The organism is Burkholderia sp. 4M9327F10 (assembly GCF_005503145.1).
GTDB lineage: Bacteria > Pseudomonadota > Gammaproteobacteria > Burkholderiales > Burkholderiaceae > Paraburkholderia.
Genome location: NZ_SCNV01000001.1, coordinates 219,888 through 232,592 on the forward strand (window position 1 = coordinate 219,888; position 12,705 = coordinate 232,592).

The following is a 12,705-nucleotide window of genomic DNA, read 5'->3' on the forward strand; positions in this document are numbered from 1 at the left end:
CCGAATTGTTGGGCGCCGCAGCCAGCGCGGCGAACTGGCCAGCATTGTAGCCACACTATCGTGTGAGCGCCTGGCGCTCGGGCGTGAGCGCTAACCGTGCCGCCCATGCCCGTGCCCGTGCCCATGCCGTTAAAGACCGTGAGTCGCCGCGCCGCGCACCACTTCGACAAACGCGCGGCCGGCGTCTTCGAGTGCGCCGGAATTGTCGATGGTGGTCATCTGCACACCATCCGGCAATGAGAACGGTGCACGCCGCGCGAGCCGCGCCGCGACCTGCTCCGCGTTCTCGCGGGCCCGCGCGCCGAGGCGCGCTTCGAGCACATGCGGCGCGGCGTCGACATGCACAATGTCCGCGGCCGGATAACGGCGGAGCGTTTGCTCCAGATGTTGACGCGAGCCGTTGACGACCACCGTGCAGCCGCGCGCGAGCCAGCCGTCGAGTTCGATGCCGATGCCATAACGCAAGCCGTGGCTCGACCATTCCAGCGCAAAGAGGCCGAGTGCGGAGCGCGTCTCGAACTCTTCGGGCGTCAACTCGACGTGATCTTCGCCGTTGCCGCTCGGCCGGGTAATGTAGCGATGCGCAAACAGGATAGGCTCGCCGGTGACCCGGTTACGCGCGAACCCCAGCAGTGAATCCTTGCCCGCGCCGGACGGGCCCATCACGTAGATCAAACGGCCATTCATTGTTGCTCCACTCCACCAGTCTGAAACGGCAAGCGCTGCCATAGCACGAAGGGTTCGCCGGGCGCCGGTTCGACGAACAGCGCCGCAGCGTCGACCACCAGAGGCCCCAGCGCGGCAATCCTGTCGTGCCACCACGCGACGAGCGCCGCGCGTTCATCCACGGCTTCGAGCGAACTGGACAGCGTCATATGAAAACGGAATTCGTCGAACACGTACGGATAGCCCCATTCGACCAGCAAGGCGCGCTGGCGCTCGGTCAACGGGGCCGCCATCCGGCGTGCCAGATCGGCTGCGGACGGCTTGGCCCGCAAGCCGCCGAGCGTACGCATGGCGCTCGAGGCCAGCTCGCGCATGCCGGCTTCGCCCACGGGTTCAGCGGGCCGCAGCGCGACGAAATCGCCTAGCGTGGCGGCTTCGACCCGCAAGCTAAAAGGGAGGCGTTGCTGGGCCCAGTGGCGCGCGTCATCGAGCACCGTGCGCGGCGTCACGCCGTCAGCAAGCCGAAAGGGAGCGACCAGCGTGCCATGCCAGCCGTAACGGCGCGGCGCCTGGGTCAGTTCGCTCACCGGACGGGCGAGCGTGAGCGGTTGCGGCGGCGTGTAGGCGAGGCCGCTTTCCACGTCGCCGCCGAGCCATTCAGAACCGGCCTGCCACCATGCAGAATCGCGCGATGGTGCGTAATACACCGCAAAACGCGCCTCGGCTGACCATTCGAACCCTTCGTTCGCCTCGTTCACCCCCCACGCCGCGCTGCTCATACGTCGTTTTCCACCATCAGTTGCACGCGGTCCGCAGCAAAGTGCGTCACGCCGTATTTGACCGGGACGCCTTCCAGATCGACGTCGACGTTCTCGACCCACAAGACCGGCTGCTGGCGGTTGATATTCAGGCGCCGCGCCACTTCCGCCTCCGGCAGCACGCTGCCGATGCGGCTCCACTTGCGCAGGTAGTCGGACACGCCGAATTCGGCCAGCGCCTTGGTGATACCGCCGGTACGCTGGAGCACGTCAGGCAGGTCCGCAAAGCGCGCCGCGGGATACCAGCTGCGTGCATAGGTCAGCGGCACGCCGTCCGACTGGTTGAGCGTCTCGATCCGGTAAACCGCGGCCCCGGCGCGCAGGCCAAGCGCCTTGGCGACATTCGGCTCGGCCTTCACGCGCGCCGCCGACAACATGGCGCCGGCCGTGGTGTGATGCTGCTGGCGCAGGTTCTCGGTAAAGCGGGTGCGGCGGCCAATCGTATAGTCGATCGCGCCGGGTTGCACGAACGTGCCGCGCCCCTGCTCCACACTCACGAGGCCCAGAGCGGCGAGGCCCAGCATGGCGCGGCGCACGGTATGGCGATTGACGTCGAAGCGCTTGGCCAGTTCGCCTTCGCTCGGCAGGCGTCCCTCTGCGCCGAAACCGCTGGCCGCGATTTCCGCGGCGAGGATCTGCTCGATTTGCCGCCACACGGCAACGCCCGCGCCCCGTTCGAGCTGCGTGCCCGGCATGGCGGTATCGTTCGATGTCATGGTGCTGTCATTCCCTTCAGTTCAAATATTCGTTGTGACGTGCATTGTAGTGCGCAAGCCGTGATGGAAATATGAAAACACGAGTGTGCCGCAAGCACAACCATTTTAGCTCTAAACGTCTAGACGTTTAGATGAATAGATGGTCAAATGATGTCTCGCTGGATCAACAGGAACCCCGATGAGTGCCCCTAGTGTCACTGCCGCCTCGCCTTCCTCCGCCACGCGGCGCGCATGGATGGCCGTGCTCGCGCACACGCCGCGCGCCGAACTTGAAGCCGCACTGACTCGCGCGCTGGATGGCGCGAGCCCCCCGGAATTCGACTGGCTGCGGCCGCCGGAAACCGGTCTTGCCATGGTGCGCGGCCGCGTCGGCGGCAGTGGCGACGCCTTCAATCTCGGCGAAGCCACCGTCACCCGCGCCACGCTGCGCCTGCGCAGCCCGGCCGAGCATGCGCCGGTGGGCGTGGCCTGCCACCTGGGCCGCGACCGCCGCCGCGCCGAACTCGCCGCCATTGCAGACGCATTGCTGCAACTGCCCGAGCAGCACGCGCGGCTGCACGGTCAACTGATCGAACCGCTCGCCGCCCAGCTCGCCGAACGGCGCGCCACACGGCGCCAGGAAGCCGCGTCCACGCGCGTCGAATTCTTCACGATGGTGCGAGGCGACTGATGGACAACCTGACGAAACACGCGATGAACTCCTCACAGATTGCCCTCTCCACCCTCGCCCCCGGCTTTGTGGATCCGGTGCACGATACCCAGGCGGTGTTCCGCACGCTGCTCGACGCGCTGTCGCGGCCCGGCACGGTAGGCGTGGTGGAAAACGTGCTGCCGGCCGCGCAAGCGTCGGGCTCGCACCGCTCACGCGCCGATCTGGCCGCCCTCGCCGCGCTGCTCACGCTGTGCGATTACTCTACGCCGGTTTGGCTCGCGGAGCCGGACGCCGCCTTGGCCTCCGCATTACGCTTTCATACCGGCGCGCCGCTGGTCGACGAGGTACACGACGCGGCGTTTGCCTATATCCATGACGCCGCGCTGTTGCCGGAACTCGAACATTTCTCGCTCGGCGCAGCGGAAACACCGGAGCAATCGGTGACCCTGCTGATCCGCGTGGAAGCGCTGACCGGCGGCCCGCAAGTCGTGCTGAGCGGCCCCGGCATCGAGCACACCGCCACCATCTCGCCGCTCGGCCTGCCCGAACACTTCTGGCGCGAACGCGCCAGCCTGGCGCCGCTGTTTCCGTGCGGCATCGATTGCTATCTCGTCTGCGGCAGCACGCTGATCGGCTTGCCGCGCACAACTCATGCAAAGGTGAACTGATGTACGTTGCCGTCAAGGGTGGAGAGCGCGCGATCGAAGCATCGTGGCGCCTGCTCGACAAGTCACGCCGCGGCGATACGCGGCTGCCTGAATTGAGCGTCGGACAGATCCGTGAGCAATTGCGTCTCTCGGTGGCCCGTGTGATGACCGAAGGCTCGGTGTACGACGAAGAGCTCGCCGCACTGGCCATCAAGCAGGCCGCAGGCGATCTGGTGGAGGCGATCTTCCTGCTGCGTGCGTATCGCACGACATTGCCGCGTTTCGGCTACACGCAGCCGCTCGATAGCGAAGCGATGGTCGTCGAGCGGCGCATCTCCGCCACCTTCAAGGACGTGCCGGGCGGGCAGTTGCTCGGCGCCACTTACGATTACACGCAACGCCTGCTGGATTTCACGTTGATGGCTGAAGCGCAGGCCAACGGCGAAGAATCCGCCAAAAGCGCCGGCAAAGATGCCCACAAGAGCGCCGCCGCAGCACCCGACGCCAGGCCGGAATCGATGCCGCGCGTCGTCACGCTGCTCAACAAGGAAGGGCTGATCGAGCAGGAAACGCCCATTCCCGGCGCAGCCGAACCGGGCGACCTGACGCGCGAGCCGCTTTCGTTCCCGGCGAATCGCGCCACCCGCTTACAGAATCTTGCACGCGGCGACGAAGGCTTCCTGCTGGCGATGGGCTATGCAACGCAGCGCGGTTATGCGAACTCGCATCCGTTCGCGGGCGAAATCCGCTTCGGCTCGGTAAGCGTCGAGATGGAACTGGATGAACTGGGCGAGGCGGTGGAGATCGGCGAGATCGACATTACCGAATGCCAGATGATCAACCAGTTTGCCGGCAGTGGCGAGGTGCCGCCCACCTTCACGCAGGGCTACGGTCTCGCCTTCGGTCATTCGGAGCGCAAGGCCATGGCCATGGCGCTGGTGGACCGCGCACTGCGCGCCGAAGAGCTCGGTGAAACACTCTCCTCGCCGACCCAGGATATCGAATTCATGCTGTCGCATAGCGATAACGTGGAAGCGTCCGGCTTCGTCCAGCATCTGAAACTGCCGCACTACGTGGACTTCCAGGCCGAGCTTGAACTGGTGCGCCGTTTGCGGGCGCAGCATGCCGCGCAAGCGGAGCAGGCGGCACGGCAGGAACAACCAGCAGAACACGTAAAAGCGCCTACGGCACTGCAAAGCGCCAACGGCCACGATCAGCAGGAGCAAGCCGCATGAACGCGCCCGAAACACTCATGGCCAGCGAGCCCTTCGACAGCGCCGCCGTTGGCTACAACTTCGCTTATCTGGACGAGCAAACCAAGCGGATGATCCGCCGCTCGCTGTTGAAAGCCGTTGCGGTGCCCGGCTATCAGGTGCCGTTCGCCTCGCGCGAAATGCCCTTGCCGTTCGGCTGGGGCACGGGCGGCATCCAGGTGACCGCCGCGATCATCGGCCGTAGCGATACGCTGAAGGTGATCGACCAGGGTTCCGACGAGACCACCAACGCGGTCAATATCCGCCGCTTCTTTGCACGCACGGCCGGCGTGGCGACCACGCGCCGCACCGCGGAAGCCACAATCGTGCAGACCCGTCACCGGATTCCCGAGACGCCGCTCACCGACAAGCAGATTCTGGTCTACCAGGTGCCGATGCCCGAGCCGCTATTCCGGCTCGAACCGCGCGTGGCCGAAAGCAAGAAGCTGCATGCACTGGCCGACTACGGCCTGATCAGCGTGAAGCTGTACGAGGACATCGTGCATCACGGCAGCATTGCCACGACGTACGACTATCCGGTGATCGTCAACGAGCGCTATCTGACCTCGCCCTCGCCGATCCCGAAGTTCGACAATCCGAAGATGAACATGAACCCCGCGCTGCAGTTGTTCGGCGCCGGGCGCGAGCGGCGCATCCACGCCATTCCGCCGTACACCAAGGTGCGCAGCCTCGACTTCGACGACCATCCGTTCGAAATCCAGCGCTGGGAGCACGCCTGCGCGCTGTGTGGTTCGAAGGAAAGCTTCCTCGACGAAATGATCGTCGACGATGCGGGCACACGCATGTTCGTCTGCTCGGATAGCGATTACTGCCACGAACGCCGCGAACAGCAGGCAGGCGATCAAGCCGAAGGAGAATCCGCATGAGCGCGCGCATGACACCGCTGATGAGCGCCCGCGCCATCACCAAGCAATACGGCGGCCGCAACGGCTGCCGTAATGTGAGCTTCGATCTGTATCCGGGCGAGGTGCTGTGCATCGTCGGCGAATCGGGTTCGGGCAAGACCACCTTGCTCAACACGCTCGCGCTGCGCACCGAGGCCGATAGCGGCACCCTGCACTACCATGCCACGCACGGCGAGCAGCTCGATCTGCTGGCGCTGTCCGAGCCGCGCCGCCGTTTGCTGATGCGCACGGAATGGGGCTTCGTGCAGCAGAATCCGCGCGACGGCCTGCGCAGCGGCGTATCGGCCGGCGCCAATATCGGCGAACCGCTGATGGCGGTCGGCGCGCGCCATTACGGGCAGATCCGCCACACGGCGACGCAATGGATGGAGCGGGTGGAACTGGACCCGGCGCGTATCGACGAATTTCCCGCCGCTTTTTCCGGCGGCATGCAGCAGCGCCTGCAGATTGCGCGCAATCTGGTCACCGGGCCGCGCCTCGTGTTCATGGACGAACCCACCGCCGGTCTCGATGTGTCGGTGCAGGCACGCCTGCTCGACCTGTTGCGCACGCTCACCACCACGCTGCATCTGTCGGTGCTGATCGTCACGCACGATATCGGCGTGGCGCGTCTGCTCGCGCATCGCCTGATGGTCATGCAGGGCGGCGAGGTGGTCGAAGCGGGGCTGACCGATCAGGTTCTCGACGATCCGCAGCACCCGTACACGCAAACGCTGGTTTCTTCCGTTCTGCCGGTTTGAGGTCCACGATGTCATCCATCGAATCACACGCGCACGAACGCGCTTTCATCGACAACGCCGCGCTCATGCTGCGCGCCGTCAATATACGCAAAACCTTTACGCTGCATGCGCAAGGCGGCGTGCAGATCGACGCGCTCGCGGGCGTTTCGCTCGAAGTCGAACAGGGCGAATGCGTCGTGCTGGTCGGGCCTTCGGGCGCCGGCAAGAGCACGTTGCTGCGCTGCCTGTACGGCAACTATCTGGCGAGTTCCGGCTCCATTGCGATCCGCTCGGACGCTCACGATGAGCAGCACGTCGCCATTACCGGCGCCGAGCCGCATGACGTGCTGCGTCTGCGCCGCAACGTGGTCGGCTATGTGAGCCAGTTCCTGCGCGTGATTCCGCGCGTCACCACCCTCACGCTGGTCGCCGAACCGCTGGTGTCGCGCGGCGTGGCCGAAGACGAAGCGCGCGAGCGCGCCGCGGCGCTGCTGGCGCGCCTGAACGTACCGGAGCGGCTGTGGTCTCTCGCACCCGCCACGTTCTCCGGCGGCGAGCAACAGCGTGTGAACATTGCACGCGGGCTGATCGCCGGACATCCGCTGTTGCTGCTCGACGAGCCCACGGCCTCGCTCGACGCCGAAAACCGCGACGTGGTCGCCGATCTGATCACTGAAGCACGCGAGCGCGGTGCGGCGATTGTCGGTATCTTCCACGATGAAGACACGCGCACGAAAGTGGCAACGCGCCGCCTCGAACTCCAGCCGCCGCTGCGTCATCAAGCGGCGCTACACTGACCTACAACCCAGCATACTGACTACGGAGCATGTCGATGTTGATCAGGAACGCTCGCATCGTGACGCGAGACGATGTATTTACCGGCGTGGTGCGCATCGAAGACGGCAAGATCCATGACGTCGAACGCGGCACCACCTCGGCACGCGAGGCCGAAGACTGGGACGGCGATTATCTGCTGCCCGGTCTGATCGAACTGCACACGGACAATCTCGAGAAGCATCTGATACCGCGGCCCGGCGTGCAGTGGAATACGGATGCGGCCTTTGTGATCCACGATGCGCAGGTGGCGGCAGCCGGCATCACCACCGTGTTCGACGCGCTCGCCATCGGCTCGCGCTCGAATATCGGTCTGCGCGGCCGCGATCAGCAGATGCAGTGCGCGCAGGCACTGCGCCGCTTCTCCGAGCGGCAACTGCTGCGCGCGGAGCACTTTCTGCATCTGCGCTGCGAAATCGCCACGGCCGATGTGATCGAACTGTTCGATCTGTTGTGCGAGCATCCGCTGCTGCGCCTCGCTTCGGTAATGGATCACACGCCGGGCCAGCGGCAATGGCACGACCGCGAGCAATGGCGCCGCTTCCAGGAACGCAATGGCAAGCTGACCGACGAGCACGTGACAATCACACTCGCGGCGTTGACCGATGAACAGCAGCTTTACGCGGATGTGCACCGCCGCGAGATCGTCGCGCGCTGCAAGACGCTCGGCCTGCCGGTGGCGAGCCATGACGACACGCTCGTCGAGCACGTCGAACAGGCCGCCGCCGAAGGCATCGTGCTGGCCGAATTCCCGACCACCCGCGTCGCCGCGGAAGCGGCGCGCGAGCATCGCATTTCCACCATCATGGGCGCACCGAATATCGTGCGCGGCGGTTCGCACTCGGGCAACGTGTCCGCGCTCGAACTCGCCAAGGCGGATCTGCTCGACATCCTTTCGTCGGATTACGTGCCGTCGAGCCTCTTGACCGCCGTGTTCGAGTTGGTCGACAAGGCGGGCTGGACGCTGCCGCGCGCCATGGCGACGGTGTCGGCCGAACCGGCGCGCACGGCCGGACTGCATGACCGCGGCGCGATCGAGCCCGGCCTGCGGGCGGATTTCGTGCGGGTGACGATGCTCGATACGCTGCCGGTGCCGCGTGCGACCTATCGCGAAGGTGCGCGAATCGTTTGAACGGAGGCCCGAAAAACCTCTGACAGTGTGCGGATAGCGCAACAACAACGGGACTGGCCGCCCCATCGCGCGGCGGCCAGAATCCCGCTCCCTCCCCGCGACCACTCGCGTCGCACCAGTAGACAACTTCTTTACGCAGCAGTTACGATGCGGTCCGCATACGCAAACGACCGCCGGAAAGCGGCTGGCATGTTTTTGCGGACGCAGCGCAGGCCACATGTCCAGCCTGCCTGAGTCTGCGCACGCCGGGGCGCCTGGCCTCGAACGCTGCCATGCCGCGCCATCCGGTGTTCTACTGAGTACGCAATCTTTTTGACCTGATAAGCTTTGCCCGCGCTGCAGGCCGCCCCGGCCGGCAGCCGTTGATCCCTGCCCGGTCGTGAGTCGCGCCGGGCACGATCCCGCAGCGGCACAACCGCATGCGGGAGTAATACGAACCACTCCGAGGAGTAAAACAGTGAAAAAACTGCTAGCGGCTTTGACGGTTGCTCTGCTTGCCACCGTCTCGATTGGCGCACATGCGAAAGACTGGTCGACCATCCGGTTCGGCGTAGACGCCAGCTATCCCCCGTTCGAATCGAAGGGCCCGGACGGCAAGCTCGTTGGTTTCGATATCGACCTCGGCAATGAAATCTGCAAGCGCCTCGCGGCAAAATGCGTCTGGATCGAAAACGACTTCGACGGCATGATCCCGGCACTGAAGGCGAAGAAGTTCGACGGCGTGCTGTCGTCCATGTCGATGACGCCGCAACGTGCCGAACAGATCGCCTTCTCGTCCAAGCTGTTCAACACGCCGACGCGCCTCGTCACCAAGAAGGGTTCGGGTCTGCAGCCGACGCCGGAATCGCTGGCCGGCAAGACGGTTGGCGTCGAACAGGGCACGATCCAGGAAACCTACGCGAAGACCTACTGGGAGCCGAAGGGCGCCAAGGTGGTCTCGTACCAGAACCAGGACCAGGTCTACACCGACCTGCTGTCGGGCCGTCTGGACGCCTCGCTGCAAGATGCAGTAGAAGCTGACATTGGCTTCCTGAAGACGCCGCGCGGCGCCGGCTACGCGTTTGCCGGCAATGACATCGTCGACGAGAAGATTCTCGGCAACGGTGCCGGCATCGGCCTGCGCAAGGAAGACGCCGACCTGAAGGCCAAGGTCGACAAGGCGATCGCCGACATCATCAAGGACGGTACGTACAAGAAGCTCGAGAAGAAGTACTTCGACTTCGACGTGTACGGCAGCTAAGCTGTGACTGGCGCGGTACGCCGCGCCCCACCGCCTGGCATCACCCGACGGGCCCCGCAGCAGATGCGGGGCCCGTTTCTTTTGGCGCAGCCCATTGCGGCGGCAGATCGGCTAAGATCGAACGTCTGCCTTGCGCCGCGCGAGCCGCACCGGTCGTGCCGCAAGCCGTGCAAGCCTGCATTTTTTAAACTGAAATCAACGACATAGCGCCGCCACCCCCGTGAGGCCGGCGCCCTCCAGAGACTATGCAAACCTTAACCCATCCGCTGATTTCCCCGACACTCGGCACCGCGCGCAACCTGACGAGTTTTCACTATGGACCCGGCGGCGGGCAAAAAATCTATATCCAGTCTTCGCTGCACGCCGACGAGCTGCCCGGCATGCTGGTGTCGTGGGCACTGCGCCGCAAGCTCGAAGCGCTCGAAGCCGCCGGCAAGATCCAGGGCGAAGTGGTGGTGGTGCCGGTCGCGAACCCGATCGGCCTGAACCAGCATTTCCTCGGCCATCTCTCGGGCCGCTTCGAAACCAATACGGCGCAGAACTTCAACCGCAACTTCCACGATCTCGCGGCCCTCGTGCTGCCGGTCATCGAAGCGCGCCTCACCGACGATATCGACCACAACCGCAAGGTAATCCGCACCGCCATGCGCGAGCGCCTCGACGCACTCAAGGCGGAGACGGAACTGGAATCGCATCGTCTCGCGCTGCAGAAACTGTCGTACGACGCGGATGTCGTGCTCGACCTGCACTGCGACTGGGAGGCTGCCATGCACCTCTACACCAACCCGGACCTGTGGCCGGAAGTCGAACCGCTGGCGCGCTACCTTGAATCCAAAGCGTCGCTGCTCGCGCTCAATTCGGTGGGCAACCCGTTCGACGAAATCCATAGCTTCTGCTGGTCGGACCTGCGCGGCCGGTTCGGCGAGCGCTTCCCGATTCCGAACGGTTCGGTGTCGGTCACGATCGAATTGCGCAGCCAGCGCGACGTCTCGTATGAGTTCGCCGAGCACGACGCGCAGGCAATCATCGAGTATCTGACGCATCGTGGCGTGATTGCCGGCACCCCGGCGCCGCTGCCCGCGCTCGAATTTGCCGCCACGCCGCTTGCCGGCGCCGAGCCGATTGTCGCGCCGATCAGCGGCGTGCTGGTGTACCGCACCGAGCCGGGCACCTGGGTCGACGTCGGTCATCCGATCGCCGACATCGTCGACCCGCTGACCGACCGCGTGGTGACGCTCAAGAGCGGCGTGGCCGGCGTGATGTATGCACGGCATATCACGCGTTTTGCCACCGCGGGCCTGGAATTCGCGCGCATCGCCGGCGCGAAGGCTTTCCGCTCGGGTTCGTTGCTGTCCAACTGATAGCGTGCGTGACGGTAGCGGCACAAACGCCGCTACCGGCTTAACTAACGGCCGTCTGGTGCCCCCCGTCTGGCGGCCCCTCGCATTCTCTTAGTTGTGCGTAACATAATTCACCTAATCGCGCTTCGCAGCGATCGCCCGGCCTCTGGTCCCTCACGAAGTCCCGCCCGTCTGCTTCGGGCCATATACCACAGCTTTGCAAGCACGGCACTCACGGTGCCAGCCGATTGCAATCTGTTGCACTCCGGCGCTGCGGCGCGCAAACGTTGTCTTCACAGGCGCATCAGCGCCTGGACCGTGCACGACATTCCCCGGGCCCGTAATCCAACTGTAGCGTTCGCGCGACAATTTTAAAAAATTACTTACCTGTCACATAGCTTTCGCCACCCTCCATTAAATTTGCGGCCATCGCGTGACCTGCCAACAGAGCCAGGCACACGATCGCCTCTTTTTAATCGGAGAATCTCTTGAACAAGAAAGTATTAGCCACCGCCATCCTCGCAGCTTTCGCAGGCGCCGCTCACGCTCAAAGCAGCGTCACGCTGTACGGCCTGGTCGACGCAGGTGTCACGTACGTGAATCACGCCACCACCTCCGCGGGCCCGAAGAGCCTGTACCAGTTCGGCGACGGCGTCTCGCAAGGCAGCCGTTGGGGCCTGCGCGGCTCTGAAGACCTCGGTGGCGGTCTGAAGGCAATCTTCAACTTGGAAAACGGCTTCAACGTGGGTAACGGCACGCTGGGTCAGGGCAGCACGGAATTTGGCCGTCAAGCCTACGTCGGCCTGACGCAGAACGGCGTCGGCTCGCTCACGCTCGGCCGTCAATACTCGTTCTCGACCGACTATCTGGGCGGCTCGTATGCCAACGGCGGCCAGACCGTCGCCGGCAACTACGGCTACCACATCAACGATATCGACCAGCTCACGTCGAGCCGTATCAACAACTCGGTCAAGTTCAACAGCGCGAACTTCTACGGCCTGACGTTCGGCGCGATGTACGGCTTCTCGAACACTGCTGGCGCGTTCTCCGGCGCACCGAGCACCCAGACGAATGCCTCGTCGTCTGCCTACAGCTTCGGCCTGAACTACACGAACGGCCCGCTGGGTATCGGCGCAGCGTACACCGACATCCGCTATCCGGGCTCGGCCTCGCCGTCTTTCCCGACGGCGTTGTCAAATTCGGTGGCAACGATCAAGAACAGTGTCGTGAAGGATCTGGCTACGACCGGCGTTGGCGCCAAGTACTCGATCGGACCGGCTACGGTGTGGGCTCTGTGGACGCACACGAACATCGAGCAGATCATCGGCCACATGACCACGTTCAATGCGTATGAAGCAGGCGCCAAGTACGCCATCACGCCGGCACTGACGGGCGCGCTGGGCTACACGTACATGCAGGCCAAGGATCTGACCAACGGCCACTGGAACCAGATCGACGCCAGCGTTGACTACGCACTGAGCAAGCGCACCGACGTGTACCTGCTCGGCGTGTTCCAGGACGCCAAGGGCACGACCTCGACCGGCGCACAACTGCAATCGCAGATCGGCGTGAGCACGGGCAGCTACCTGCCGACAGCCGGCGCCGACACGCAACTGGCCGTTCGCGTGGGCCTGCGTCACAAGTTCTAAGCGGAAACTGCGTCTCCGGGAGGGCGGCACGCTTCCCGGAACGTACCGTGTGTATCAAGAAACGCCTGAACGAAGGCGCCTGTCATGGGCGCTCAGTTCGGGCGTTTTGCATT

The 12,705-nt window shown here is 64.5% G+C and carries 13 protein-coding genes; 10 read left to right on the forward strand and 3 right to left on the reverse strand.

Annotated elements, in window-relative coordinates; translation table 11 throughout:
• Positions 1-129: 129 nt before the first annotated feature.
• From phnN to phnF, 3 genes are read right to left on the reverse strand one after another with little or no spacing between them, the layout of a single operon-like run.
• On the reverse strand, positions 130-687 hold the full coding sequence (gene phnN / locus FFS45_RS00985) for a phosphonate metabolism protein/1,5-bisphosphokinase (PRPP-forming) PhnN (protein WP_137952818.1): 558 nt from the start codon (positions 685-687) through the stop codon (positions 130-132).
• A complete protein-coding gene (locus FFS45_RS00990; protein WP_137952819.1) occupies positions 684-1,445 on the reverse strand; it encodes a DUF1045 domain-containing protein in 762 nt (253 codons plus the stop codon). Before FFS45_RS00990 ends, phnN begins: the two co-directional genes overlap by 4 nt.
• Positions 1,442-2,200 carry a phosphonate metabolism transcriptional regulator PhnF gene (gene phnF / locus FFS45_RS00995; RefSeq protein WP_137952820.1) on the reverse strand — a complete coding sequence of 253 codons (759 nt, stop codon included), beginning with the start codon at positions 2,198-2,200 and terminating at the stop codon, positions 1,442-1,444. Before phnF ends, FFS45_RS00990 begins: the two co-directional genes overlap by 4 nt.
• Positions 2,201-2,378: 178 nt before the next feature.
• Between phnF and phnG the strand changes: the two genes are divergently transcribed.
• From phnG to FFS45_RS01045, 10 genes are all read left to right on the forward strand, one after another.
• A complete protein-coding gene (gene phnG / locus FFS45_RS01000) occupies positions 2,379-2,870 on the forward strand; it encodes a phosphonate C-P lyase system protein PhnG (protein ID WP_137952821.1) in 492 nt (163 codons plus the stop codon).
• Positions 2,871-2,893: 23 nt separating this feature from the next.
• Positions 2,894-3,520 carry a phosphonate C-P lyase system protein PhnH gene (gene phnH, locus FFS45_RS01005; protein WP_137952822.1) on the forward strand — a complete coding sequence of 209 codons (627 nt, stop codon included), beginning with the start codon at positions 2,894-2,896 and terminating at the stop codon, positions 3,518-3,520.
• On the forward strand, positions 3,520-4,734 hold the full coding sequence (locus FFS45_RS01010; protein WP_137952823.1) for a carbon-phosphorus lyase complex subunit PhnI: 1,215 nt from the start codon (positions 3,520-3,522) through the stop codon (positions 4,732-4,734). Before phnH ends, FFS45_RS01010 begins: the two co-directional genes overlap by 1 nt.
• Positions 4,731-5,639 carry an alpha-D-ribose 1-methylphosphonate 5-phosphate C-P-lyase PhnJ gene (locus tag FFS45_RS01015; protein WP_137952824.1) on the forward strand — a complete coding sequence of 303 codons (909 nt, stop codon included), beginning with the start codon at positions 4,731-4,733 and terminating at the stop codon, positions 5,637-5,639. The genes FFS45_RS01010 and FFS45_RS01015 overlap by 4 nt, the downstream gene beginning before the upstream one ends.
• Before the next feature lie 8 nt (positions 5,640-5,647).
• A complete protein-coding gene (gene phnK / locus FFS45_RS01020) occupies positions 5,648-6,418 on the forward strand; it encodes a phosphonate C-P lyase system protein PhnK (RefSeq protein WP_137953080.1) in 771 nt (256 codons plus the stop codon).
• An 8-nt stretch (positions 6,419-6,426) separates the two neighbouring features.
• Positions 6,427-7,194 carry a phosphonate C-P lyase system protein PhnL gene (gene phnL, locus FFS45_RS01025; protein WP_137952825.1) on the forward strand — a complete coding sequence of 256 codons (768 nt, stop codon included), beginning with the start codon at positions 6,427-6,429 and terminating at the stop codon, positions 7,192-7,194.
• Positions 7,195-7,229: 35 nt separating this feature from the next.
• Positions 7,230-8,363 carry an alpha-D-ribose 1-methylphosphonate 5-triphosphate diphosphatase gene (locus FFS45_RS01030; protein ID WP_137952826.1) on the forward strand — a complete coding sequence of 378 codons (1,134 nt, stop codon included), beginning with the start codon at positions 7,230-7,232 and terminating at the stop codon, positions 8,361-8,363.
• Positions 8,364-8,820: 457 nt separating this feature from the next.
• Positions 8,821-9,603: an ABC transporter substrate-binding protein gene (locus FFS45_RS01035; protein WP_137952827.1), complete on the forward strand. Its 783-nt coding sequence runs from the start codon at positions 8,821-8,823 to the stop codon at positions 9,601-9,603.
• A gap of 245 nt (positions 9,604-9,848) precedes the next feature.
• Positions 9,849-10,964: a succinylglutamate desuccinylase/aspartoacylase family protein gene (locus FFS45_RS01040; RefSeq protein WP_137952828.1), complete on the forward strand. Its 1,116-nt coding sequence runs from the start codon at positions 9,849-9,851 to the stop codon at positions 10,962-10,964.
• Between the two features lie 467 nt (positions 10,965-11,431).
• A complete protein-coding gene (locus FFS45_RS01045; RefSeq protein ID WP_137952829.1) occupies positions 11,432-12,592 on the forward strand; it encodes a porin in 1,161 nt (386 codons plus the stop codon).
• The last annotated feature ends 113 nt before the right edge of the window (positions 12,593-12,705 follow it).

Coding starts and splice junctions, on each gene's coding strand:
- phnH (WP_137952822.1), top strand. CDS start 2,894: ATGAACTCCTCACAGATTGCCCTCTCCACCCTCGCCCCCGGCTTTGTG.
- FFS45_RS01030 (WP_137952826.1), top strand. CDS start 7,230: ATGTTGATCAGGAACGCTCGCATCGTGACGCGAGACGATGTATTTACC.
- phnK (WP_137953080.1), top strand. CDS start 5,648: ATGACACCGCTGATGAGCGCCCGCGCCATCACCAAGCAATACGGCGGC.
- FFS45_RS01015 (WP_137952824.1), top strand. CDS start 4,731: ATGAACGCGCCCGAAACACTCATGGCCAGCGAGCCCTTCGACAGCGCC.
- FFS45_RS00990 (WP_137952819.1), bottom strand. CDS start 1,445: ATGAGCAGCGCGGCGTGGGGGGTGAACGAGGCGAACGAAGGGTTCGAA.
- FFS45_RS01040 (WP_137952828.1), top strand. CDS start 9,849: ATGCAAACCTTAACCCATCCGCTGATTTCCCCGACACTCGGCACCGCG.
- phnL (WP_137952825.1), top strand. CDS start 6,427: ATGTCATCCATCGAATCACACGCGCACGAACGCGCTTTCATCGACAAC.
- phnG (WP_137952821.1), top strand. CDS start 2,379: ATGAGTGCCCCTAGTGTCACTGCCGCCTCGCCTTCCTCCGCCACGCGG.
- phnN (WP_137952818.1), bottom strand. CDS start 687: ATGAATGGCCGTTTGATCTACGTGATGGGCCCGTCCGGCGCGGGCAAG.
- phnF (WP_137952820.1), bottom strand. CDS start 2,200: ATGACATCGAACGATACCGCCATGCCGGGCACGCAGCTCGAACGGGGC.
- FFS45_RS01010 (WP_137952823.1), top strand. CDS start 3,520: ATGTACGTTGCCGTCAAGGGTGGAGAGCGCGCGATCGAAGCATCGTGG.